This is a genomic window from Streptomonospora sediminis (genome assembly GCF_054778995.1).
Window position 1 is genome coordinate 48256 of the sequence record NZ_BAAGYZ010000126.1, and the last position, 22669, is coordinate 70924.

Genomic DNA, 22669 nt, shown 5'->3' on the forward strand with positions numbered 1-22669 from the left:
GAAAAACCCCCTGTTGGGCACGTGTCGGCATGCCGGCACCGCGCCACTACGGACACTAAGCGAAGGACGAAAAGGCCACCATGGCGGGACAGAAGATCCGCATTCGGCTCAAAGCCTATGACCATGAGGTCATCGACAGCTCGGCTCGAAAGATCGTCGAGACCGTGACGCGGACCGGCGCAAGCGTTGCCGGCCCGGTGCCGTTGCCGACGGAGAAGAACGTTTACTGTGTCATCCGCTCGCCGCACAAGTACAAGGACTCGCGCGAGCACTTCGAGATGCGCACACACAAGCGGCTGATCGACATCATCGACCCGACGCCGAAGACCGTCGACTCGCTTATGCGACTCGATCTCCCGGCCGGCGTCGACATCGAGATCAAGCTTTAAAGGACGCACAGACATGGCCACCAAGCAGATCACGGGAGTACTGGGCGAGAAGCTCGGCATGACCCAGGTCTTCGACGACGCGGGCAAGATCGTGCCCGTGACGGTTCTGAAGGCCGGTCCGTGCGTCGTTTCGCGCGTCCGTACTCCGGAGACCGATGGCTACTCCGCCATCCAGATCGGTTACGGGAAGATCAACCCGCGCAAGGTCAACAAGCCGCTCGGCGACTACCTGCGCAAGCACGATCTCACCCCGCGCCGCAACTACGTCGAGGTCCGCACCAGCGACGCTGCCGAGTACGAGCTCGGCCAGGAGCTCACCGCCGACTCCTTCGAGGTCGGCGAGCTCGTCGACGTCACGGGTAAGAGCAAGGGCAAGGGCTTCGCCGGCGGGATGAAGCGCCACGGCTTCCGCGGCCTCAGCGCCACGCACGGCACCCAGCGCAAGCACCGCTCCCCGGGCGCGATCGGCGGCTGCGCCACGCCCGGGCGCGTGTTCAAGGGCACCCGGATGGCCGGGCGCATGGGCAACGTGCGCAAGACCGTTCAGAACCTCATCGTCCACTCGGTGGACGCTGAGAAGGGCCTGATCCTGGTCAAGGGCGCTGTTCCCGGCCCCAACGGCGGGCTGGTGCTCGTCCGCACCGCCGTGAAGGGGGCAAAGTAAGCCATGGCAACCATCCAGGTGAAGGATTCCGAGGGCAAAGCCGGCCGTAGCGTCGAGCTGCCCGCGGAGATCTTCGACCGGCAGGCGAACATTCCGCTGATGCACCAGGTCGTCCTGGGCCAGGAGGCGGCTGCCCGGCAGGGCACCCACGCCACCAAGACCCGGGGCATGGTCCGCGGCGGCGGCAAGAAGCCGTACCGCCAGAAGGGCACCGGCCGCGCCCGCCAGGGCTCGACCCGCGCCCCGCAGTTCGCCGGCGGCGGCACGGTCCACGGGCCCCAGCCGCGTGACTACAGCCAGCGGACCCCCAAGAAGATGAAGGCCGCTGCGGTCCGTTCGGCGCTGTCCGACCGCGCCCGGCACGGCCGGCTGCACATCGTCAGCGAGTTCGTCGGCGAGGACGTCGCAGCCAAGCGCACCCAGACCGCGCTGAAGGCGCTGCGCCGGGTCACCGAGTCGAACAAGGTGCTCGTCGTGCTGGACCGCGAGGACAGCCGCAACCGGCTGGCCCTGCGCAACCTGCCCGAGGTGCACATCCTCGACGCGGACCAGGTGAACACCCGCGACGTGCTGTACTCCGACGACGTGGTCTTCACCGAGCGCGGTTACGAGGAGTTCCTCGCCCACGCTCAGGGCACCGCCAAGGCGGCGCGCGGAGAGCAGGAGGAGGACCAGTGAGGATCCCCGACCCTCGGGACGTGATCATCGAGCCGGTGATCTCCGAGAAGAGCTACGGGCTGATGGACCGCAACCAGTACACGTTCCTGGTGCAGCCGTCGGCCAACAAGACGCAGATCAAGATCGCGGTCGAGAAGATCTTCGATGTGAAGGTCGACAGCGTGAACACGATCAACCGCACCGGCAAGCGCAAGCGGACCCGGTTCGGGTACGGCAAGCGCCCCGACACCAAGCGGGCGATCGTGAGTCTGCGCGAAGGCGACCGGATCGACATCTTCGGCGTGTGACCGATCCGCCGCCAAGGCGGGCCGGACACCCGAGCGATCGCAATACGTAACACGTAAAGGAATGCGCGAAGAAGATGGGCATTCGTAAGTACAAGCCGACCTCAGCGGGTCGCCGCGAGTCGAGCGTGGCCGACTTTGTCGAGATCACGCGCGACCACCCGGAGAAGTCGCTGGTGCGGCCGCTGCACTCCAAGGGCGGACGCAACCGGCAGGGCCGCATCACGGCCCGGCACCAGGGCGGCGGCCACAAGCGGGCGTACCGCGTGATCGACTTCCGTCGCCACGACAAGGACGGCGTTCCCGCCAAGGTCGCCCACATCGAGTACGACCCGAACCGCACCGCGCGGATCGCGCTGCTGCACTACGTTGACGGCGAGAAGCGCTACATCCTGGCGCCCGCCGGCCTCAAGCAGGGCGACCGGGTCGAGAACGGTCCCGGCTCGGACATCAAGCCGGGCAACTGCCTCCCGCTGCGCAACATCCCCACGGGTACCTTCGTGCACGCGGTCGAACTGAAGCCGGGCGGCGGCTCCAAGCTGGGCCGCTCCGCCGGCACGCAGATCCAGCTGCTGGCCAAGGAGGGCAAGTACGCCACGCTGCGTATGCCCTCCGGTGAAATGCGCCAGGTCGAAGTGACCTGCCGCGCCACCGTCGGCCAGGTGGGCAACGCCGAGCAGTCCAACATCCGGTGGGGCAAGGCCGGCCGCAACCGCTGGCGCGGCAAGCGCCCCACGGTCCGCGGTGTCGCCATGAACCCGGTGGACCACCCGCTCGGCGGTGGCGAGGGCAAGAGCTCGGGCGGCCGGCACCCGGTCAGCCCTTGGGGGCAGCCCGAGGGCCGTACCCGCAAGCCGAACAAGCCCAGTGACCGGCTCATCGTGCGTCGGCGTAGCAAGAAGAAGCGGTAAGGAGCACGTCGGATGCCACGTAGCCTGAAGAAAGGTCCCTTCGTCGACGACCACCTCATCAAGAAGGTGGAAGTTCAGAACGAGAAGGGTTCCAAGAACGTCATCAAGACGTGGTCGCGGCGGTCCATGGTCGTCCCCGAGATGATCGGGCACACCATCGCCGTACACGACGGCCGCAAGCACGTCCCGGTGTTCGTTTCCGAGTCGATGGTCGGTCACAAGCTCGGCGAGTTCGCTCCAACGCGCACTTTCCGCAGCCACGTCAAGGAAGACCGCCGTAGCCGCCGCTAGCGGTTGCAGTTGGAGTAAGAACCGTTATTTACCCCACGGTGCGTGGGGGTGATTTCCGTGAGCGAGGGAAAAGCGATGGGAACGAGGGCACAGGCACGGTTCATCCGTGTTACGCCCCGAAAGGCCCGCCGGGTGGTGGACCTTATTCGCGGGTTGCCCGCTGACGAGGCACAGGCGGTGCTCCGGTTCGCGCCGCAAGCGGCGAGCGAACCGGTGGGCAAGGTGCTCGCGAGCGCCATCGCCAATGCCGAGCACAACGACAAGCTGGACCGCGAGACGCTGGTGGTTGGTGGCGCGTGGGTCGACGAAGGTCCGACCCTGAAGCGCATCATGCCGCGCGGCTTCGGCCGTGCGTTCCGGGTCACCAAGCGGACGAGCCACATCACTGTGGTCGTTGAGCCGCGGGAGACCGCGAGCGCCTCGTCGACCAAGACGAAGGAGAGGACCCGATAGTGGGGCAGAAGGTCAACCCGCACGGGTTCCGACTCGGGATTACCACCGACTACAAGACCCGGTGGTATGCCGACAAGCTGTACAAGGACTACGTCAAGGAAGACGTGGCCATCCGCCGGATGCTGAACCGCGGCATGGAGCGCGCCGGGATCTCCAAGGTTGAGATCGAGCGCACCCGTGAGCGTGTCCGCGTCGACATCCACACCGCCCGGCCGGGCATCGTCATCGGCCGCCGCGGTTCGGAGGCCGACCGCATCCGCGCCGACCTCGAGAAGCTGACCAACAAGAAGCAGGTCCAGCTCAACATTCTTGAGGTCAAGAACCCCGAGACCGACGCTCAGCTCGTCGCCCAGGGTGTTGCGGAGCAGCTGTCCAGCCGAGTCGCGTTCCGCCGGGCAATGCGCAAGGCCATGCAGAGTGCAATGAAGAGCGGTGCCAAGGGCATCCGCATCCAGTGCGGCGGGCGCCTCGGTGGCGCTGAGATGTCGCGTTCGGAGTTCTACCGCGAGGGCCGCGTGCCCCTGCACACGCTCCGCGCCGACATCGACTACGGCTTCTTCGAGGCCCGCACCACCTTCGGCCGTATCGGCGTGAAGGTCTGGATCTACAAGGGCGACGCCCCCGCGACCCGGGCCGAGCGCGAGGCCGCACAGGCCGCGCAGCGCGCCCCTGGCGGCAGCGGTGGCGGCGGTGGCGGCGGTGGAGCCGCTCAGCGCCGCGAGCGTCCGCAGCGCCGCCGTCGCGGCGGTACAGCAGGCGGCCAGGGCGGTGCCCAGGGCGGCGAGGCCAAGGCCGGAGCTTCGGCCGAGGCCGGCGGCCAGGGCGCCGAGAAGTCCGGGAACGAGGGGAGCTGACCGATGCTGATTCCCCGCAAGATCAAGTACCGCAAGCAGCACCACCCCGATCTCAAGGGGCGGGCCAAGGGCGGCACAAAGGTCAACTTCGGTGAGTACGGCATCCAGGCACTGGACTCCGCCTACGTCACCAACCGGCAGATCGAAGCCGCTCGTATCGCCATGACGCGGCACATCCGCCGTGGCGGCAAGGTGTGGATCAACATCTTCCCGGACCGCCCGATCACCAAGAAGCCGGCCGAGACCCGCATGGGTTCCGGTAAGGGTTCCCCCGAGTGGTGGGTGGCGCCGGTCAAGCCTGGGCGCATCATGTTCGAGCTGTCGGGCGTGCCGGAGCCCATCGCCAAAGAGGCCATGCGCCGGGCGATGCACAAGCTCCCTATGAAGTGCAAGTTCGTGAAGCGCGAAGTGGAGGCGTGATGGCAAAGTCCCTGACCGCCCAGGAGCTGCGCAGCGAGTCCGCAGAGGACTTGGTGGGCAAGCTCAAAGAGGCGAAGGAAGAGCTGTTCAACCTCCGCTTCCAGGCCGCCACCGGCCAGCTCGACAACCACAGTCGGCTGCGCACTGTGAAACGTGAGATCGCTCGTATCTACACGGTCATGCGCGAGCACGAGCTCGGAATCATGCCGCTGGCCGGTGAGTCGGCTGAGAAGACGAAGGAAGCAGCCGAATGAGCGAGACCACGCAGAGCTCGGTGCGCAACTACCGGAAGGTGCGCGAGGGCTACGTCGTCAGCGACAAAATGTCGAAGACGGTCGTCGTGGAGGTGGAGGACCGCGTGAAGCACGCGCTTTACGGCAAGGTCATCCGCCGCACGACCAAATACAAGGCCCACGACGAGGCGGAGACCTGCGGCGTCGGCGACCGGGTGCGCCTGATGGAGACCCGGCCGATGTCCGCGACCAAGCGCTGGCGCGTCGTGGAGATCCTGGAGAAGGCGAAGTAACCCCTGACTGGCGGCCGGTTCGTGGAGATCGGCCGCCCCAGGGGTGTGACCACCTAGCAGCGCGGGCCCTTGCGGGTTACGCGCGCACATATCAGGAGCAGACGTGATTCAGCAGGAGTCGCGACTCAAGGTCGCCGACAACACGGGGGCCAAGGAAATCTTGACCATCCGTGTCCTCGGCGGCTCGGGTCGGCGCTACGCGGGCATCGGCGACACCATCGTGGCGACAGTCAAGGACGCCCTCCCCGCCGCGGGCGTGAAGAAGGGCGATGTCGTCAAGGCCGTGATCGTGCGCACCTCCAAGGAGCGCCGCCGGCCCGACGGCTCCTACATCCGCTTCGATGAGAACGCCGCCGTACTCATCAAGGACGGTGGGGACCCGCGCGGCACCCGCATCTTCGGCCCGGTCGGGCGCGAGCTGCGGGACAAGAGGTACATGCGCATCATCTCGCTAGCGCCGGAGGTGCTCTAGGCGATGAAGATCAAGAAGGACGACGAGGTCGTCGTCATCGCCGGCAAGGACAAGGGTGCCACCGGGAAGGTCATCAAGGCCCTTCCTAAGGAGCAGCGTGTCGTCGTCGAGGGCGTCAACCTCATTAAGAAGCACAAGAGGGCGAACCCGGCGGGCGGCCAGCAGGGCGAGGTCGTCACCAAAGAGGCGCCGATCCACGTCAGCAACGTTTCTGTCGTGGAAGACGGACAGCCGACTCGCGTCGGTTACCGCTTTGAGGATGACGGGACCAAAGTCCGGATCTCCCGCCGCAGTGGTAAGGACATCTGATGACGGTCGAGACTGACACCTCCGCCCCGGCGATGCCGCGGCTCAAGGAGAAGTACCGCTCGGAGATCACCCAGGCTCTGCGCGAGGAGTTCGGGATCGGCAACATCATGCAGATCCCCGGTCTTACCAAGATCGTGGTGAACATGGGTGTGGGCGACGCCGCGCGCGACGCCAAGCTGATCCAGGGCGCGGTGACCGACCTTACGGCGATCACCGGCCAGAAGCCCCGCATCAACCGGGCGAAGAACTCCATCGCCCAGTTCAAGCTGCGTGAGGGCATGCCCATCGGCGCCAGCGTGACTCTGCGCGGCGACCGCATGTGGGAGTTCCTCGACCGGCTGCTCTCGCTGGCGCTGCCGCGCATCCGCGACTTCCGCGGGCTCTCGCCCAAGCAGTTCGACGGGCGCGGGAACTACACGTTCGGGCTGACCGAGCAGGTCATGTTCCACGAGATCGACCCGGACCGGGTCGACCGCCAGCGCGGCATGGACATCACGGTCGTCACCTCGGCGACCAACGACGACGAGGGGCGCAGCCTGCTTAAGCGGCTCGGCTTCCCCTTCAAGGAGTCCTAGGGGAGAGCATGGCTAAGAAGGCACTGATCGCCAAGGCGAACCGTAAGCAGAAGTTCAACGTTCGCGCATATACTCGGTGCTCGCGGTGCGGTCGGCCGCGTGCCGTCTTCAAGAAGTTCGGCCTGTGCCGTATCTGCTTCCGCGAGATGGCCCACCGCGGCGAGCTTCCCGGTATCGCCAAGGCGAGCTGGTAACCCCTCCTCCCGCCTCCGCCCGGGGATCGGCGCCGCTGCGGCGCGCCCGACCCCGGGCACCGGCGCGGCCGTTGGAAACAACGGCCCTGCGGCGAAGCGGATTGTAGGAAAACGTAGGAAACGCCGCCCCGGCCCCGCCGGCGGCTGCGTGTATGAGACGCACAAAACAACGAACCGGCAGGGCGCTGCATCCGACCAGAGCGGAGCGGTGCCCGCGACCACGCCGTAGGTCCTAGAGGAGCCCGCGTCCGGCGCGGGAACAGGTCCGCAAAGGGACGGGCCTGTCCTTGGGGAAACCGCGGTGAGGAAGGGCCTATCGGCCATGACGATGACCGACCCGATCGCAGACATGCTAACGCGTCTGCGCAATGCGAATTCGGCTTACCACGACACCGTGGCGATGCCGTATTCCAAGATCAAGGCGCACATCGCCGACATCCTCCAGCAGGAGGGCTTTGTGCAGACGTGGCGCACCGAGGAGGCGACCGTCGGCAAGACGCTGGTGGTCGACCTCAAGTACGGCCCCACGCGTGAGCGCTCCATCGCCGGCGTGCGGCGGGTTTCCAAGCCCGGTCTGCGCGTCTACGCGAAGAAGGACAACCTTCCGCGCGTGCTGGGCGGCCTCGGTGTCGCCATTATTTCGACGTCCGGTGGCCTGATGACCGACAAGCAGGCCAAAAAGCGCGGCGTGGGCGGCGAAGTCCTCGCCTACGTCTGGTAGAGGGAGGGATTTCGCCATGTCGCGTATTGGTCGACTGCCGATCTCGGTTCCCAAGGGCGTCGAGATCACCATCGACGGTCAGGACGTCACGGTCAAAGGGCCCAAGGGCGAACTGAGCCACACGATCGCCGAGCCGATCACCATCGCCTGGGACGAGGACGTGCTGCGCGTGTCCCGTCCCGACGACAAGCCGGACAACCGCTCGCTGCACGGGTTGACGCGGGCGCTGCTCTCCAACCTCATCGAGGGTGTCTCCAACGGTTACACCAAGACGCTGGAGATCCACGGTGTCGGCTACCGCGTGCAGGCCAGGGGCTCCAACCTGGAGTTCTCCCTGGGCTACAGCCACTCGGTTGTCGTAGAGCCGCCCGAGGGCATCAGCTTCCGTGTCGAGCGTCCCACCCTGCTGCACGTCGATGGCATCGACAAGCAGCTCGTGGGCCAGGTCGCCGCGAACATCCGCAACTTGCGTAGGCCCGACCCCTACAAGGCGAAGGGCGTGCGCTACCAAGGCGAGCGCATTCGCCGCAAGGCCGGAAAGGCTGGTAAGTAGTCATGGGCAAGAGCACGACGCTGGCCCGCACCAAGACGGCCAAGCGCGCGACTTCCCGTGCGCGGCGCCACCTGCGGGTCCGGAAGAAGGTCTCGGGCACCACGGCGCGTCCGCGCCTGGTGGTGTACCGCTCGTCCAAGCACATCGTCGCGCAGATCGTGGACGACACCCAGGGCCACACGCTGGTTGCCGCCTCCACGCACGACCGCGACCTCCGCAGCGGCGAGGGCACGAAGTCCGAGAAGTCGCACCAGGTCGGCGAGCTGCTGGCGCAGCGCGCGCAGGCCGCCGGCATCTCGGCCGTCGTGTTCGACCGCGGTGGCTACCGCTACCACGGCCGTGTCGCCGCGCTGGCCGAGGGCGCGCGGTCCGGCGGACTGGAGTTCTGATGAACCCGGTCGCAAGCATCATCACCAACGGGAAGAGGAACCACTGATGGCTGCAGCTCCGCGGCGCGGCGCCGGTGGCGAGCGGCGAGACCGCCGTGACGATCGCCGCGGCGGCGCCGCAGACAAGGGTGTCTCCTACATCGAAAAAGTCGTGACCATCAACCGGGTCGCCAAGGTGGTCAAGGGCGGTCGGCGCTTCAGCTTCACCGCCCTGGTCGTCGTCGGTGACGGCAACGGCATGGTGGGCGTCGGCTACGGGAAGGCCAAAGAGGTCCCCGCAGCCATCGCCAAGGGCGTCGAGACCGCGAAGAAGAACTTCTTCCGAGTCCCGCGCGTCCAGGGCACGATCACGCACCGCGTGCAGGGCGAGGACGCCGCCGGCGTCGTGCTGCTGCGCCCGGCCGCGCCCGGTACCGGTGTTATCGCCGGCGGTCCGGTCCGCGCTGTGCTGGAGTGCGCCGGGATCCACGACGTGCTGAGCAAGTCGCTCGGTTCGTCCAACCCGCTGAACATCGTGCACGCCACCGTTGCGGCGCTCAAGGGCCTTAACCAGCCCGAGGAGATCGCAGCCCGGCGCGGCCTGCCGCTGGAGGACGTTGCTCCGGCCGCCATGCTGCGCGCCCGTGCTGAGGCGAAGGCGGGTACCTGACCATGGCCGGCAAGCTGAAGATCACCCAGGTCCGCTCCAAGATCGGCGGCAAGCAGAAGCAGCGCGACAGCCTGCGTACGCTCGGGCTGCGTAAGATCGGCTCGACCGTGGTGCGCGAGGACTCTCCCTCCGTCCGCGGGCAGGTCAACATCGTCGCGCACCTCGTGACTGTCGAGGAGGTCGACGCATGAGCGACTACACGCCCGACGAGCCGCTGAAACTGCATCACCTGCGGCCCGCACCGGGTTCCAACAAGGCCAAGATCCGCAAGGGCCGCGGCGAGGCGTCCAAGGGTAAGACCGCGGGTCGCGGCACCAAGGGCACGAAGGCACGCTCCACGGTCCCGGTCGGGTTCGAGGGCGGCCAGATGCCGCTGATCCGGCGGCTGCCCAAGCTGAAGGGCTTCAGCAACGCCCGGTTCAAGACCACGTATCAGGTGGTCAACCTGGACAAGCTGAACGAGCTTTACCCCGAGGGCGGCGAGGTCACCGTCGAGAGCCTGGTCGCCAACGGGGCGGTTCGCAAGAACCAGCTCGTGAAGGTGCTGGGCGAAGGCGAGATCCAGGTCGCCGTGCACGTGAGTGTCGACGCGGTCTCCGCATCGGCTCGGGAGAAGATCACCGCGGCCGGCGGCAGCGTCGCCGAGCGGTAGGAATGACGCTCGCAGCGCGCTCAGGGGCGCCCGCCGGAGGATCCCACGGGAACCGGCGGGCGCCCCTGCGCGTTGTGTGGCGGGGTGAGATAGGTTCGGGGGCACCGCCCGCGTGCCACCATTCGAACACAGGGTGTAACACCGTGTGACCTGGGCGCTCTTTATCCCCCGCGATTGGCTGTTACAGTGCGATACTGCTTGACCGATGACCCCAGAGCCCCGGGGCGCCTCCCGGGGTCGACCCTCTACGACGATTCAGGATCGGCCGCGATGTCTGGAACCGGTTCCGCCGCCGAAACCTCGCAGGAGGAGACGTGCTAGGTGCGTTCATCCGTGCGTTCCGCACGCCTGACCTGCGCAACAAGCTGCTGTTCACGCTGCTCATCCTGACCGTCTTCCGGTTGGGGGCGGTCATTCCGGCACCGGGCATCAACTCGGCGGCCATCCGCGAGCAGTTGGAGGCGGTCCAGCAGCAGGACACCACGGGTGTCTTCACGCTGCTCAACGTGTTCAGCGGTGGTGCGCTGTTCCAACTGGCGGTGTTCGCGCTGGGCATCATGCCCTACATCACCGCCAGCATCATCATCAACCTGCTTACGGTGGTGGTCCCGCGGCTTGAGGCCCTGAAGAAGGAGGGCCAGTCCGGGCAGACCAAGATCACCCAGTACACCAGGTATCTGACCTTGCTGCTGGCGGTCCTGCAGTCGTCCAGCATCGTCGCCATGGCGCGTACCGGGCAGCTGTTCCAAGGCCAGATCCCGGTGAGTAGCTACATGCCCAACCAGGACCCGCTGACCCTGGTCACCATCGTTGTCGTCATGACCGCGGGCACCGGCATCATCATGTGGTTCGGCGAGCTCATCACCGAACGCGGCGTCGGCAACGGCATGTCGCTGCTGATCTTCACCACGGTCGTCGCGGGCTTCCCCTCGGCGCTGACCACCATGTTCCAGGAGCAGGAGCCCTGGATGTTCGGGCTCATCTGCGTCGCGGGGCTCTTCCTGATCGCGGGCGTGGTCTTCATCGAGCAGGCGCAGCGCCGCATCCCGGTGCAGTACGCCAAGCGCATGGTCGGCCGGCGGATGTACGGGGGCAGCTCCACCTACATCCCGCTCAAGGTGAACCAGGCCGGCATCATCCCGGTCATCTTCGCTTCGTCGCTGCTGTACCTGCCGCAGTTGGCCATCGGCCTGATGGGCCAGAACGCCGACAACCCGGTTGCCGACTTCATCAACACGTACTTCGCCTCGGGCACGCACCCGGTGTACATGGCAACGTTCTTCCTGCTGATCATCGGCTTCGCGTTCTTCTACGTGGCGATCACCTTCAACCCCGCTGAAGTCGCCGACAACATGAAGAAGTACGGTGGGTTCATCCCGGGTATCCGGCCTGGGCGTCCGACCGCCGAGTACCTCGATTACGTGTTGACCCGGCTGACGACTCCCGGATCGCTTTACCTCGGGCTGATCGCTCTGCTGCCGATGATCGCGCTGGGAGCCTCCGGCGCGACCCAGAACTTCCCGTTCGGTGGTACGAGCATCCTGATCATGGTCGGTGTCGGGCTGGACACGGTGAAGCAGATCGAGAGTCACCTCCAGCAGCGGAACTACGAAGGTTTCTTGCGATAGTGCGTGCCGTATTGGTGGGACCCCCGGGAGCCGGAAAAGGCACCCAGGCCCAGATCTTGGCGTCCGAATTGTCGATCCCGAAGGTGTCCACTGGCGACATCTTCCGTGCCAACGTGAGCGGTGGTACTGAGCTCGGAAAGCAGGCAAAGTCCTACATGGACCGGGGTGATCTCGTGCCCGACGAGATCACCAACGCGATGGTCCGCGACCGGTTGGCACAGCAGGATGCCCAGGGCGGCTTCCTGCTCGACGGATTTCCGCGCAACGTGGCCCAGGCCGAGGTGCTGAACAAGATCCTCGACGATCTCGGCGTGCGGCTCGATGCGGTGCTGGAGCTCAAGGTCGACCAAGAAGAGGTCGTCAAGCGGCTCTCCGGGCGCCGGCAGTGCCGGAACTGCAACAACGTCCACCACGTCGAGTACGAGCCGCCCGCGGCCGAAGGCGTGTGCGACTCCTGCGGCGGCGAACTGTTCCAGCGCGAGGACGACCGCGAGGACGTCGTCCGCCACCGCATGGACGTCTACCGCGAGCAGACCGAGCCGCTGGTGGCGTTCTACCAAGGCGAGGGCATCCTGGTGGCCATCGAGGCCACCGGTTCCGTCGACCAGGTGACCGAACGGGCCAAGGCCGCGCTGCGTGACGGCGCCTGATGTTCCGTAAGGCGGAGCCGCCTGTACAGCTCAAGACCGCGACCGAAATCGCGAAGATGCGCGAGGCGGGCAAGGTGGTGGCGCGCACGCTCGATGAGCTGCGCGCCGCCGTCAAACCCGGCATGAGCACGCTCGACCTCGACTCCATCGCCGACCGCCGCATCCGCGACGCGGGTGCGGTGCCGTCGTTCAAGGGTTATTTCGGGTTCACCGGGTCCATTTGCGCCTCGGTGAACGAGGAGGTCGTGCACGGCATCCCGCGCGCCTCCAAGGTGTTGGCCGATGGCGACATCATCTCCATCGACTGCGGCGCGATCCTGGACGGCTGGCACGGCGACTCCGCCATCACGGTGGTGGTCGGCGAGCCCAGGCCCGAGGACCTGCGGCTGATGGAGGTCTGCGAGGAGTCCATGTGGCGCGGAATCGCCGAGCTGCGGCCCGGCAGGCGCCTGGGTGACATCGGGGCCGCCATCGACGGCTACATGCGCTCCCAGGGGCGTTTCGGCAACGTCCAGGAGTACGGCGGGCACGGCATCGGCACCGAGATGCACATGGACCCGCACGTGCTCAACTACGGCAAGCGCGGCAAGGGCCAGGAGCTGGTCGAGGGCATGTGCCTGGCGATCGAGCCGATGGCCAACGCCGGCAGTCGGCATGTCCTGGAGCTGGAGGACGGCTGGACGGTCGTCACCCGCGATGGCCGGCGGTCCACGCACTTCGAGCACTCGGTCGCCATTACCGCTGAGGGGCCGTTGGTGCTCACCGCCCGCGAGGAGAACCGCGAACGCATCGCCGAACTCGGGTTCCCCGACCCCGGCTTCTGATCCGGCCGGCCGCCGCGGCGGCCGGCCGGGCCGCCCATTCGGCGCAGGCATGGCGATCGCCGGTGCGGGCGGGGTCGCCTACTATGGGCGTGCGGGCGCCGCCCGCGGGATTGCCAGACGCCGAAGGAGAGTGGCGATGTCGGAGTCCTCACCGCAGATTCGGGCTTCGGACGCCGACCGCGACCGGGTTGCCAAACTGCTGCAAGAGCATTTCGCCGACGGCCGCCTCGAAAGCGACGAGTTCAACAACCGGCTCGAAAACGCCTACAGCGCCCGCACCCGCGGGGAGTTGGTGCCGCTCACTGCGGATCTGCCCGAACGAGACCTCGCCCGGCTTGAGGCCGAGCCGCCGAAACCGCCGCCGCCCCCGTTGGGCGCCGAGTCCGGGCTGCTGCGCGATCCCGCGCTGGCGGTGCCGTGGGCGGTGTGGGCGGCGGTCAACCTGCTGTGCTTCACGATTTGGCTGATCCTGTTCCTCACTGGAGCCAGCGACGGCTACCCCTGGTTCCTGTGGGTGCTGGCGCCGTGGGGTATCGTGATGGCGTTCATCACGCTGGCGATGGCGGCGGTCAACCGCGGCGGGCGCCAGAGCGGGGCCGGTTAGGCCTGCATCGCCCGCACGCCGCAGGGCGTGTGCCTGCGGGTGCGCGCCTGCGGGGCCGGTGCCCGCTGCGCGGTGCTGGTGTCGGCATTGTCCCCAGCACCTGCATAAGCGGGGTAGAATGGTCATGCCCACACTCGGGCTGTTGGGTCGGGCTGCCTGCCTTCGTTCACGCGTGCGTGCTGCTGTCGCACTCGACCTGATCTCTCAGTGTTCGCTATTGCTTCAGCTAGTGCCCGGGCGCAGCGCCCGGGTCATTCCGTATGTTCCCCGTCTTCGGCGGGGATGTTCCCGGTGGAGGATATGGCTAAGAAAGACGGCGCCATCGAAATCGAGGGCTCCGTTATCGAGTCCCTACCCAACGCAATGTTCCGAGTGGAGCTCGACAACGGGCATAAGGTCCTTGCCCACATCAGCGGCAAGATGCGCATGCACTACATCCGCATCCTTCCCGACGACCGCGTCGTCGTGGAACTGAGCCCGTACGACCTGACGCGCGGGCGCATCGTTTACCGATACAAGTAGTCCGCCACCGTCGCCGGGGCGCCCCGGCGGTCGCGGTGACGCACGAGTTCCATCAGTTCGGAGCCACCATGAAGGTCAAGCCGAGCGTCAAGAAGATCTGCGCGAAGTGCCGGGTGATTCGTCGTCACGGCACGATCATGGTCATCTGCTCGGACCCGCGCCACAAGCAGCGCCAGGGCTGAACCGGCCCGGCCGCTTCGCGCAGGTTTTTGCGCGCAGTGCATTCTGACGAAGTCTCCGGTCCCGCGGAATCCCGCGGCGGCCGCCAAGCGAAGATCCTGTCCCGATCCCCTCACAGCGAGGGGAGCACCCCCGGTCGGAGGCCGGGGCCTCGTCGATTTGGGCGACGAGAGGGTGGGGCGGGTACAACCTCCGCAGAGCAATTGAGGAGTTCGCCCATATGGCACGCATCGCCGGCGTCGACCTCCCCCGCGAGAAGCGGGTGGAGATCGCTCTCACCTACATCTACGGGATCGGCCGCACCCGTGCCGTCGAGACCCTGCAGAACACCGGCGTCAACGCCGATGCCCGCGTCCACGAGCTGAGCGAGGACGCGCTCATCCAGTTGCGCGAGTGGATCGACGGCAACTACCAGGTCGAAGGCGACCTCCGCCGCGAGGTCCAGGCCGACATCCGCCGCAAGATGGAAATCGGCAGTTACCAGGGCCTGCGCCACCGCCGCGGCCTGCCGGTGCACGGTCAGCGCACACAGACCAACGCGCGCACCCGCAAGGGCAAGAAGAAGACCGTGGCCGGTAAGAAGAAGGTCGGCAAGAAGTAAGTAGTCCGTCCACTCTGTCCGCACCGCCCGGCAGCCGCGAGGCGCCGGACCCGGACGCTGCAAACGGATCGATGATCTTGGGAGTTTTTTGGTATGCCGCCTAAGGGCCGTCAGAACACTGCACGCAAGGTGCGTCGCAAGGAAAAGAAGAATATTTCCCATGGACATGCTCACATCAAGAGCACGTTCAACAACACGATCGTGAGCATCACCGACCCCAACGGTGCGGTGATCTCGTGGGCCAGCTCCGGCCAGGTCGGGTTCAAGGGATCGCGCAAGTCGACCCCCTTCGCCGCGCAGATGGCCGCCGAGGCCGCCGGGCGCCGCGCCCAGGAGCACGGGGTGCGCAAGGTCGACGTTTTCGTCAAGGGCCCCGGCTCCGGCCGCGAGACCGCCATCCGCTCCCTCACGGCCACCGGCCTTGAGGTCGGCTCCATCCAGGACGTCACGCCGGTGCCGCACAACGGCTGCCGTCCGCCGAAGCGCCGCCGGGTCTGACAACCGGCGCGTAGCCGCGCTGCCGCCGCGCGCCTGTTTGGCGCCGGCTGCGGCGGGGCACAGATCGGGTCCCGCAACCGCGGGGCCATCCAGTGGCCGTCAAATAGCGGGCGGCCCGGTGAAAGGAATCATCCACCATGTTGATCGCTCAGCGTCCGTCGCTCTCCGAGGAGTCCCTCGGCGAGTTCCGGTCCAAGTTCGTCGTCGAACCGCTGGAGCCGGGATTCGGTTACACGATCGGTAACTCGCTGCGCCGCACCCTGCTGTCCTCCATTCCGGGGGCAGCGGTCACCAGCATCCGCATCGAGGGCGTCGAGCACGAGTTCACCACCGTGCCCGGCGTCAAAGAGGACGTCACCGAACTCATCCTCAACCTCAAGGGCCTTGTCGTCAGCTCCGAGCACGACGAGCCCGTGCTGATGTACCTGCGCAAGCAGGGCCCCGGCGTGGTCACCGCCGCTGACATCGCTCCGCCGGCGGGTGTCGAGGTGCACAACCCCGAGCTGCACATGGCGACCCTCAACGGCAAGGGCAAGCTGGAGATGGAGCTCACGGTCGAGCGCGGCCGCGGTTACGTCTCGGCGACACAGAACAAGCAGCAGGGTCAGGAGATCGGGCGCATCCCGGTCGACTCGATCTACTCGCCGGTTCTGCGTGTCACCTACAAGGTCGAGGCCACCCGCGTCGAGCAGCGCACCGACTTCGACCGGCTCATCGTCGACATCGAGAGCAAGCCGAGCATCCGCCCGCGCGACGCCGTCGCCAGCGCGGGCAAGACCCTGGTTGAGCTGTTCGGCCTGGCTCGCGAGCTCAACGTCGACGCCGAGGGCATCGACATGGGCCCTTCGCCAACGGATGCGGCCCTGGCCGCCGATCTGGCCCTGCCGATCGAGGACCTCAACCTGACGGTCCGGTCCTACAACTGCCTCAAGCGCGAGGGCATCCACAGTGTCGGCGAGCTCGTCGCGCGCTCCGAGCAGGACCTTCTCGATATAAGGAATTTCGGCGCGAAGTCGATCGAAGAGGTCAAGCAGAAGCTCATCGACATGGGGCTGTCCCTGAAGGACTCCCCTCCCGGGTTCGATCCGAGCAGCGCGGCCGACTCCTACGGCGAGGACGAGGACGACGCCTTCGTCGAGACCGAGCAGTACTAGAAGGTGGAAGGCGGCGCTCCGCGCCGCAGTAATTCCAAGCCGTCGCAATGGTCCCCCGCCCGCCGCACCGCGGTCGGCGGGGGACCGCACCACTAGGAGAACGACACCATGCCCACGCCGACCAAGGGGCCCCGTCTCGGGGCCGGCCCGGCACATGAGCGGCACATGCTGGCGAATCTGGCGAGCTCGCTGTTCCAGCACGGCCGGATCAAGACCACCGAGGCCAAGGCCAAGCGGCTGCGCCCCTATGCCGAGAAGCTCATCACCCTGGGCAAGCGCGGCGACCTGCACGCCCGCCGCCAAGTGCTGGCCAAGATCACCGACAAGTCGGTCGTGCACGAGCTGTTCACCGAGATCAGCCCGCGTTACGAGAACCGGCCCGGTGGCTACACCCGTATCACCAAGATCGGTCCGCGCCGGGGCGACAACGCCCCCATGGCGGTGATCGAGCTGGTCGAGGCCGGACCGGCGACCCCGCCGGTGACCACGGTCGGCGGTGCGCAGGCCGCGCAGCCGGCCGAGGACACCGCGGCTCCCGCCGAGGAGACCGCTCCCGCCGAGGAGCCGGCGCAGGCCGAGCAGGCGTCTGCTGCCGAGCAGGCCGAAGGCGCCGAGACGGCTGAGCCCGCCGCGGACACGCCCGAGGGCAAGTCCGAAGAGAAGTAGCCGCGGACTGCGGCGGGCTCCGGTCGGCCGCGGTACGTATGGGCAGCGAGGTGCCCGGTCCCCGAGCGGGATCGGGCACTGCGTGTTTTGCAGAGTTTCCACAGGGAGGCGAGCGACGTGGCGACCGGCGAGCCCGCGCGGGTCCGGCTGCGGTTGGACATCGCCTATGACGGGACCGACTTCTCCGGCTGGGCCGAGCAACCCGGTCGGCGCACCGTCCAGGGCGAGCTGCAGGCGGCGCTGGGCCGGGTGCTGCGCCTGGAGCCGGAGGCGGTGCGGCTGACCGTCGCCGGACGCACCGACGCTGGAGTGCACGCCCGCGGCCAAGTGGCGCACCTCGACGTCCCGGAGCCGCTGTGGGCGACTGAGGGTGCCGACAAGCTGCTGCGCCGCCTGGCAGGGGTGCTCGCACCCGATGTGCGCGTGCAGGCCGTCAGCGTGGCTCCTGAGGGCTTCGACGCCCGTTTCTCCCCGCTGTTCCGCCGTTACGCCTACCGGGTGAGCGACGCCCCCGGCGGTGTCGACCCGCTGCGCCGGCGCGACGTGCTGTGGAACCGCCGCCCGCTGGATGTGGCGGCCATGAACCGCGCCGCCGCCGGGCTGGTGGGCGAGCACGACTTCGCCGCCTACTGCCGCAAGCGCGAGGGTGCCACCACGATCCGCGAACTGCTTCGGTTGGAGTGGCGCACCGAGGCCGAACGGCTCTATGCCGCAACCGTGCAGGCCGACGCGTTCTGCCACAACATGGTGCGCGCGCTGATCGGGGCGCTGCTGGCGGTCGGTGAGGGCCGCCGGGCCGCCGACTGGCCGGCCCGGGTACTCGGCGCCGGAATCCGCGACTCGGGCGTGCACGTGGTCGCGCCGCACGGCCTCACCCTGGAGGAGATCCGCTACCCCGCCGCCGCGGAAATGGCGGCCCGGGCCACCGCCACCCGCAGGGTCCGCACGCTGCCGGGCACGCCGGCGAGCTGAAGCCTGGCAAGGATTGATCCGCCGTTCCACCAGCGCACCGATGATCATGCAGGAATGCCCGGATTAAAGCCGGGACGGGCATTCCCGCATGATCGCCACCGGCCTCAGACGCTTTCGCCCAGCGAGTTCAGCGGGGTCTCCAGGAAGCCCTCGCTGGTCTCGGTCATCTCGTCGGCGCGGTTCTCATTGACGCGGCCGTCAGCGCCCGCCGCCAGGGAGAACACCAGGTACGGGCCCCAGCGCGCGCCGGAGCCGTGCCCGCCTGCGACGTCCATCCGCTCGGCGCCGCTGCCGCCCTCGCCCTGCAGCCCGGCGAACCACTTCGCCGCGCCGAGGTCCTGGGCCTGCTCGGCGGTCTGCGCCTCTTCAGGACTGCCCATGGCGGCGATCCCGACCGTGACAGCGGTCGACTTCTCCTCGTCGACGTAGGTCGCCCGGACGATCTGCTGGCAGTTGTTCTCGGTGAGGACCTTGCCGTAGTCGCCGTGGGCGGCGGTCGGGCACTCGTCGGTGTCGTCGGTGGTGCTCAGCGTGTAGGCCCGGCCGGCGACATCGACCGAGTTGGGGAACAGGTCGCTGGTCTCCAGGGCGTCGGGGGTATCGGGGGCGGCACCGGACGCCAGGCCGGCCTCCGACGAAGAGCCGCTGGTGGCGATGTAGAACGCACCGCCGCCCCCGAGCAGCAGGATCGCCACAAAGCCCGCGGCCAGCAGCAGCGTGCGCGGGACCGGTCTGCGCCCGCCTCCGCCCGCGCCGCCGCCGAAGCGGCCGTAACCGCCGCCGTCGCCCTCCATTTCGGACAGATCGATTTCAGCGGTGTTGGAGCCGCCCGCTTTCGGCCGGGACTGTTCGCGGAACATCGGCCGCCCGCCGAATTCGTCCTCGACCCGGTTGATCGCTTGGGTCGAGCCTTCATCGTCGGTGACAGCGTTGATGTTCTGGGTGGAAGCACCGGCATCCGGGGGGAACATCGGTTCCTCCTCCACGCCTTCGGGCGTGGGGGTGCCGGGGGTCATGACGCGGCCCTGGAGCGGCTGATTGGGGTTGGGCGGCTGCTGGGCAGCGCCGGGTGCCCCCGGTGCCCCGGGCGCTCCCGGGTGGTGATGGGGCGGCGGCTGGTGCGGCGGGTGCTGGCCCTGGCCGCCGGGCATGCCGCCCATCGGCGCCTGGCCGCCGGAGTGCGGCTGCTGCGGGTACCCGGCCTGCTGCATGCCGGGCATCGGCGGCTGCTGGCCGCCGGTGGGGGCACCGGTACCCGGCGGCTGCTGGTGCGGGTGCGGTTGCTGCGGTCCCGAACCCGGCGCCGCCGGCAGGCCGAGCGGTTGCTGCCCCTGCGGGGGCCGCGGACCGCCTGCGGGTTGCTGCGGTGCGTGCGGCGGGCCTTGCGGCGCGGCGCCTGGAGGCCCGAAGGGCGCCTGGCCCGGCTGTGCCTGCTGCCCCGGGTGTTGGTGTCCTGGTTGCCCCGGCTGTCCGGGCGGGCCGCCGGGCTGTCCCGGCTGCGTCTGGTTCGGTCCGGGGCCGGGCTGTTGGTGCGCCGGCCCGTGCGGTGCGGGGCCCGGTTGCTGGGGCTGGGCACCCTGCGGCGCTTGCGGCGGCCGTCCGGGCTGCTGCTGCCACCCGTGCTGGGGCTGTTGGGCACCCTGGGGCCCCGCACCCGGTGCCAGCGGGGGTTGCTGGCCGCCGCTGGGCTGCTGCGGGCCGGCCTGCGGGCGGTGTTGCGGTGTTTGGGGTCCGCTCATGGGGTGTTGTTGGCCGGGTGCGCCCGGGCGGGGCGGGGCCTGTGGCGGGCCGCCGGCGGGTGGTTGCGGCTGCGGTTGCCCGCCGCCCGGAGGCAGTTGCCCCGGTGCCATCGGGGGTTGCTGGCCCCCGCTGGGCTGCTGCGGGCCCGCCGGATGCGGGTGCTGCCCCGGGCCCTGCCCCTGCCCCCGGTAGGGCTGCTGGCCGCCGGAAGCGGCATGGTCCGGGAGCGGCTGCTGCGGTCCCGGTCCCGCGGGCCCGCCCGCCGCGCCCGGCTGGATCGGTTGGCCGGGCTGTTGGCCCGGTTGGCCGGGTTGGGCAGGTTGCTGTGCGGCGGCCGGCGGGTGCGGAAACGGACCTGCGGAACCATCGGCCGGCGGCCGGTTGTGCGCGGGCGGCCCGCCCGGGTTCGGAGCGGCCGGCGCTGCGAACGGCTCGGTCTGCGGCTCGGGCTGCGGCGCGCCGGCCGGGGAAGCGGCGGCGTGGCCGTGCTGGGGCCCCGACGCGGCATGGGACGGATGGTGCGGTCCGCCCGGCAGCTGCGGACCGTGCCCGGTCACCGCCCCGCCGCTGAGGAGGTCGCCGCCGTCCGCGGGCGCGGCCGGATGCTGCTGCGGCTGACCGAACGGCGCGGCCGGCGGCTCCGCGGAGTCCGGGTGCGTGGGGGCGTGCCACGGCTCGGATCGGCTGTCAGGGCCGTCGCGGCCGTCGGTCGGCTCATTCGGATGCGGTGCGATGGCGGTACTCCGAAGACTTGTCCTGGGGATGCGGATGGGGTCGGGGCGAAGTGGCGGGCCTTCGCGGTCGGCGCCGGCGGGGCCGGTGACGGCGGCCGCGCGCTCCTGGCGGCCGGCGGGCCGTTGGCTGCGGCGCCGGGGGGGGCAGGACGCCGCTCCTATCGGCGGTTCCGGTGGCTGCCGCGGTGGGGCGGCGGCGCGCGGGCGCTGCGCGCGCGGCCGGTCTTATCGACGGTGCGGGCCTGAGGATAGCTCCTTGCGGCCTCGGCGGGTCGCGGCGGCCGCAACGTCGCCGGCGCCACGTACCGTGACCGCACACCGCGATCCGGGGCCGGACCCCGCTGGCGGGGCGCCGGAGGCAAGGCGGCGCGGTGCGCGCACCAGTGCCCCGCACGGGCCGACCACTGTAGCGGTGCCCGGTCCCCGGGCGGGCGGGGCCTGCCGCGGGTGTTGGAGCGGTGCCTGCTGGTGGTGCGTCCAAAGCACTCGTTCGGCAAGGCATAATGGGAACGGAGTATTCACGTGTCGCCGTGCCGCTGCGGGTCTGTGCATGACTCGGCAGTGTATGATCTCCGGTCGTTTTGACCAGCAGTGCGTCCGGGCGGTAGTATACTCCGTTGTTGTGCGTTGAGTTGCCGTGGGCTCCTGCATTCTTTCGTGGGTGCCGACCACGCATCATCGTCCGCACCCACCCGGCGGCTGAACGCCCCGCGATAGGGCGCCGCAGCCGGACCAGTAATTACGAGTTCTCCATCTCCGTCCGCGGAGATGGGCCCCGCCGACTGAGACGAAGGCTTACGATCGTGCGCACATACAGCCCTAAGCCCAACGATGTCCAGCGTCAGTGGCACGTCATCGACGCCAGCGATGTCGTGCTGGGACGGCTGGGCAGCCACGTCGCCACTCTGCTCCGAGGCAAGCACAAGACCTACTACGCTCCGCACATCGACACCGGTGACTTCGTGATCGTCATCAATGCCGGCAAGGTGGCGCTGACCGGCAACAAGCGGGAGCAGAAGCGGGCCTACCGGCACTCCGGCTACCCCGGCGGTCTGAGCTCGGTCTCCTATGGCGAGCTGCTGGACAAGCACCCGGAGCGGGCCATCGAGAAGGCCGTCAAGGGCATGCTGCCCAAGGGTTCCCTCGGCCGCAAGATGGCCAAGAAGCTCAAGGTGTACGCCGGCGCGGAGCACCCGCACCAGGCGCAGCAGCCGGTGCCCTACGAGTTGAAGAAGATCGACCAGCCCGCCTAGGCGTTCGCGAGACTGAAGGAAGTACGAGGAAAACCGTGGTCGAGCCGACCGGTATCGAAGACGTCGCAACTGATCTCGAGGAGAACTCCGAGGAGTTCCCTGCCGAGTACACCAGCGAAACCCCCGAAGAGGCCGCCGCCGGGTACGTCCCCACGGCTTCCGGCCCAGGTGCCGGCACCGGCCGCCGCAAGAAGGCGATCGCCCGTGTCCGTATCACCCCGGGCACGGGGGAGTGGAAGGTCAACGGCAAGTCGCTGGAGGACTACTTCCCCGACAAGGTGCACCAGCAGGTCATCAAGGACCCGCTGGTCGCGCTGGGCTTCGAGGGTGGTTACGACGTCTTCGCGCGGCTCAGCGGCGGTGGCCCCAGCGGCCAGGCCGGCGCGCTGCGCCACGGCCTTGCCCGCGCGCTCGCCGGGCTGGACGCCGATAACAACCGCCCGGCGCTGAAGAAGAACGGCTACCTCACCCGCGACGACCGCAAGGTCGAGCGGAAGAAGGCCGGTCTGAAGAAGGCCCGCAAGGCTCCGCAGTACTCCAAGCGCTAAGCGCTCGGCCGCGGCGCGCCGACTCTGCTCGGCGCGCCCGGTCACGGCCCGCCTCTCCCCGGATATCCGGTGGTTTGTGCGGGCCGTACGTATTTCGTCGGTTCCATCCGG

General features: G+C 68.5%; 35 protein-coding genes. 34 read left to right on the forward strand and 1 reads right to left on the reverse strand.

The window, feature by feature from the left end; genetic code table 11:
• Nucleotides 1–80: 80 nt before the first annotated feature.
• The 32 genes from rpsJ to truA all read left to right on the forward strand — a co-directional run bounded on the left by rpsJ (nucleotide 81) and on the right by truA (nucleotide 18283).
• Nucleotides 81–389, forward strand: a complete 309-nt coding sequence (gene rpsJ / locus ACYVD5_RS24820; protein ID WP_017621536.1) for a 30S ribosomal protein S10 — start codon at nucleotides 81–83, stop codon at nucleotides 387–389.
• Between the two features lie 13 nt (nucleotides 390–402).
• Nucleotides 403–1053, forward strand: a complete 651-nt coding sequence (gene rplC / locus ACYVD5_RS24825; protein ID WP_461003555.1) for a 50S ribosomal protein L3 — start codon at nucleotides 403–405, stop codon at nucleotides 1051–1053.
• 3 nt (nucleotides 1054–1056) lie between these two features.
• On the forward strand, nucleotides 1057–1731 hold the full coding sequence (gene rplD, locus ACYVD5_RS24830; RefSeq protein ID WP_461003556.1) for a 50S ribosomal protein L4: 675 nt from the start codon (nucleotides 1057–1059) through the stop codon (nucleotides 1729–1731).
• On the forward strand, nucleotides 1728–2018 hold the full coding sequence (rplW, locus tag ACYVD5_RS24835) for a 50S ribosomal protein L23 (RefSeq protein ID WP_461003557.1): 291 nt from the start codon (nucleotides 1728–1730) through the stop codon (nucleotides 2016–2018). The genes rplD and rplW overlap by 4 nt, the downstream gene beginning before the upstream one ends.
• 74 nt (nucleotides 2019–2092) lie before the next feature.
• Nucleotides 2093–2926, forward strand: a complete 834-nt coding sequence (rplB, locus tag ACYVD5_RS24840) for a 50S ribosomal protein L2 (RefSeq protein ID WP_461003558.1) — start codon at nucleotides 2093–2095, stop codon at nucleotides 2924–2926.
• A gap of 12 nt (nucleotides 2927–2938) precedes the next feature.
• Nucleotides 2939–3217: a 30S ribosomal protein S19 gene (rpsS, locus tag ACYVD5_RS24845; RefSeq protein WP_461003559.1), complete on the forward strand. Its 279-nt coding sequence runs from the start codon at nucleotides 2939–2941 to the stop codon at nucleotides 3215–3217.
• Nucleotides 3218–3292: 75 nt separating this feature from the next.
• Entirely contained in the window at nucleotides 3293–3670 is a 378-nt protein-coding gene (gene rplV, locus ACYVD5_RS24850; RefSeq protein ID WP_461003613.1) for a 50S ribosomal protein L22, read from the forward strand.
• Entirely contained in the window at nucleotides 3670–4524 is an 855-nt protein-coding gene (gene rpsC / locus ACYVD5_RS24855) for a 30S ribosomal protein S3 (protein ID WP_461003560.1), read from the forward strand. Before rplV ends, rpsC begins: the two co-directional genes overlap by 1 nt.
• A 3-nt stretch (nucleotides 4525–4527) precedes the next feature.
• Nucleotides 4528–4944 carry a 50S ribosomal protein L16 gene (gene rplP / locus ACYVD5_RS24860; protein WP_461003561.1) on the forward strand — a complete coding sequence of 139 codons (417 nt, stop codon included), beginning with the start codon at nucleotides 4528–4530 and terminating at the stop codon, nucleotides 4942–4944.
• On the forward strand, nucleotides 4944–5198 hold the full coding sequence (rpmC, locus tag ACYVD5_RS24865; protein WP_461003562.1) for a 50S ribosomal protein L29: 255 nt from the start codon (nucleotides 4944–4946) through the stop codon (nucleotides 5196–5198). The genes rplP and rpmC overlap by 1 nt, the downstream gene beginning before the upstream one ends.
• Nucleotides 5195–5470 (forward strand): 30S ribosomal protein S17, encoded by a 276-nt coding sequence (gene rpsQ, locus ACYVD5_RS24870; RefSeq protein ID WP_461003563.1) that lies wholly within the window; start codon nucleotides 5195–5197, stop codon nucleotides 5468–5470. Before rpmC ends, rpsQ begins: the two co-directional genes overlap by 4 nt.
• A 103-nt stretch (nucleotides 5471–5573) precedes the next feature.
• Nucleotides 5574–5942, forward strand: coding sequence for a 50S ribosomal protein L14 (gene rplN / locus ACYVD5_RS24875; RefSeq protein WP_186356312.1), 369 nt, complete (start codon nucleotides 5574–5576; stop codon nucleotides 5940–5942).
• A gap of 3 nt (nucleotides 5943–5945) precedes the next feature.
• Nucleotides 5946–6251, forward strand: a complete 306-nt coding sequence (rplX, locus tag ACYVD5_RS24880; RefSeq protein WP_461003564.1) for a 50S ribosomal protein L24 — start codon at nucleotides 5946–5948, stop codon at nucleotides 6249–6251.
• On the forward strand, nucleotides 6251–6826 hold the full coding sequence (gene rplE / locus ACYVD5_RS24885) for a 50S ribosomal protein L5 (RefSeq protein WP_461003565.1): 576 nt from the start codon (nucleotides 6251–6253) through the stop codon (nucleotides 6824–6826). The genes rplX and rplE overlap by 1 nt, the downstream gene beginning before the upstream one ends.
• A gap of 8 nt (nucleotides 6827–6834) precedes the next feature.
• Entirely contained in the window at nucleotides 6835–7020 is a 186-nt protein-coding gene (locus tag ACYVD5_RS24890; RefSeq protein ID WP_461003566.1) for a type Z 30S ribosomal protein S14, read from the forward strand.
• A gap of 322 nt (nucleotides 7021–7342) precedes the next feature.
• On the forward strand, nucleotides 7343–7741 hold the full coding sequence (gene rpsH / locus ACYVD5_RS24895; RefSeq protein WP_461003567.1) for a 30S ribosomal protein S8: 399 nt from the start codon (nucleotides 7343–7345) through the stop codon (nucleotides 7739–7741).
• Between the two features lie 16 nt (nucleotides 7742–7757).
• Complete coding sequence (rplF, locus tag ACYVD5_RS24900) at nucleotides 7758–8294, forward strand: 50S ribosomal protein L6 (protein WP_461003568.1); 537 nt, start codon at nucleotides 7758–7760, stop codon at nucleotides 8292–8294.
• A 2-nt stretch (nucleotides 8295–8296) separates the two neighbouring features.
• Complete coding sequence (gene rplR / locus ACYVD5_RS24905; RefSeq protein ID WP_461003569.1) at nucleotides 8297–8683, forward strand: 50S ribosomal protein L18; 387 nt, start codon at nucleotides 8297–8299, stop codon at nucleotides 8681–8683.
• A 46-nt stretch (nucleotides 8684–8729) separates the two neighbouring features.
• Nucleotides 8730–9332: a 30S ribosomal protein S5 gene (gene rpsE, locus ACYVD5_RS24910; protein WP_461003570.1), complete on the forward strand. Its 603-nt coding sequence runs from the start codon at nucleotides 8730–8732 to the stop codon at nucleotides 9330–9332.
• 2 nt (nucleotides 9333–9334) lie between these two features.
• Nucleotides 9335–9523, forward strand: a complete 189-nt coding sequence (gene rpmD / locus ACYVD5_RS24915; RefSeq protein ID WP_461003571.1) for a 50S ribosomal protein L30 — start codon at nucleotides 9335–9337, stop codon at nucleotides 9521–9523.
• Nucleotides 9520–9984, forward strand: a complete 465-nt coding sequence (rplO, locus tag ACYVD5_RS24920) for a 50S ribosomal protein L15 (RefSeq protein WP_461003572.1) — start codon at nucleotides 9520–9522, stop codon at nucleotides 9982–9984. The genes rpmD and rplO overlap by 4 nt, the downstream gene beginning before the upstream one ends.
• Nucleotides 9985–10298: 314 nt before the next feature.
• On the forward strand, nucleotides 10299–11612 hold the full coding sequence (gene secY / locus ACYVD5_RS24925; protein WP_461003573.1) for a preprotein translocase subunit SecY: 1314 nt from the start codon (nucleotides 10299–10301) through the stop codon (nucleotides 11610–11612).
• The gene (locus ACYVD5_RS24930; RefSeq protein ID WP_461003574.1) at nucleotides 11612–12262 is read left to right on the forward strand and encodes an adenylate kinase; all 651 of its coding nucleotides are present in this window, start codon (nucleotides 11612–11614) and stop codon (nucleotides 12260–12262) included. Before secY ends, ACYVD5_RS24930 begins: the two co-directional genes overlap by 1 nt.
• Nucleotides 12262–13086, forward strand: a complete 825-nt coding sequence (gene map, locus ACYVD5_RS24935) for a type I methionyl aminopeptidase (protein ID WP_461003575.1) — start codon at nucleotides 12262–12264, stop codon at nucleotides 13084–13086. The genes ACYVD5_RS24930 and map overlap by 1 nt, the downstream gene beginning before the upstream one ends.
• Before the next feature lie 136 nt (nucleotides 13087–13222).
• Complete coding sequence (locus ACYVD5_RS24940; protein WP_461003576.1) at nucleotides 13223–13690, forward strand: DUF1707 SHOCT-like domain-containing protein; 468 nt, start codon at nucleotides 13223–13225, stop codon at nucleotides 13688–13690.
• Nucleotides 13691–13990: 300 nt separating this feature from the next.
• Complete coding sequence (gene infA / locus ACYVD5_RS24945) at nucleotides 13991–14212, forward strand: translation initiation factor IF-1 (RefSeq protein WP_017593374.1); 222 nt, start codon at nucleotides 13991–13993, stop codon at nucleotides 14210–14212.
• A 68-nt stretch (nucleotides 14213–14280) separates the two neighbouring features.
• Nucleotides 14281–14394, forward strand: coding sequence for a 50S ribosomal protein L36 (gene rpmJ / locus ACYVD5_RS24950; RefSeq protein WP_040274893.1), 114 nt, complete (start codon nucleotides 14281–14283; stop codon nucleotides 14392–14394).
• A gap of 218 nt (nucleotides 14395–14612) precedes the next feature.
• Nucleotides 14613–14993, forward strand: coding sequence for a 30S ribosomal protein S13 (gene rpsM, locus ACYVD5_RS24955; RefSeq protein ID WP_461003577.1), 381 nt, complete (start codon nucleotides 14613–14615; stop codon nucleotides 14991–14993).
• 93 nt (nucleotides 14994–15086) lie between these two features.
• Nucleotides 15087–15491 carry a 30S ribosomal protein S11 gene (gene rpsK, locus ACYVD5_RS24960; RefSeq protein WP_461003578.1) on the forward strand — a complete coding sequence of 135 codons (405 nt, stop codon included), beginning with the start codon at nucleotides 15087–15089 and terminating at the stop codon, nucleotides 15489–15491.
• A 137-nt stretch (nucleotides 15492–15628) separates the two neighbouring features.
• Nucleotides 15629–16645, forward strand: a complete 1017-nt coding sequence (locus ACYVD5_RS24965; RefSeq protein WP_461003579.1) for a DNA-directed RNA polymerase subunit alpha — start codon at nucleotides 15629–15631, stop codon at nucleotides 16643–16645.
• Between the two features lie 108 nt (nucleotides 16646–16753).
• Entirely contained in the window at nucleotides 16754–17311 is a 558-nt protein-coding gene (gene rplQ, locus ACYVD5_RS24970; protein ID WP_461003580.1) for a 50S ribosomal protein L17, read from the forward strand.
• An 87-nt stretch (nucleotides 17312–17398) separates the two neighbouring features.
• Nucleotides 17399–18283 (forward strand): tRNA pseudouridine(38-40) synthase TruA, encoded by an 885-nt coding sequence (truA, locus tag ACYVD5_RS24975; protein ID WP_461003581.1) that lies wholly within the window; start codon nucleotides 17399–17401, stop codon nucleotides 18281–18283.
• A 104-nt stretch (nucleotides 18284–18387) separates the two neighbouring features.
• Here truA and ACYVD5_RS24980 read toward each other — a convergent pair whose 3' ends face one another.
• A complete protein-coding gene (locus ACYVD5_RS24980; protein WP_461003582.1) occupies nucleotides 18388–19503 on the reverse strand; it encodes a hypothetical protein in 1116 nt (371 codons plus the stop codon).
• 2057 nt (nucleotides 19504–21560) lie between these two features.
• Between ACYVD5_RS24980 and rplM the strand changes: the two genes are divergently transcribed.
• On the forward strand, nucleotides 21561–22010 hold the full coding sequence (rplM, locus tag ACYVD5_RS24985; protein WP_461003583.1) for a 50S ribosomal protein L13: 450 nt from the start codon (nucleotides 21561–21563) through the stop codon (nucleotides 22008–22010).
• Nucleotides 22011–22045: 35 nt separating this feature from the next.
• Nucleotides 22046–22558, forward strand: a complete 513-nt coding sequence (gene rpsI / locus ACYVD5_RS24990) for a 30S ribosomal protein S9 (RefSeq protein WP_461003584.1) — start codon at nucleotides 22046–22048, stop codon at nucleotides 22556–22558.
• The last annotated feature ends 111 nt before the right edge of the window (nucleotides 22559–22669 follow it).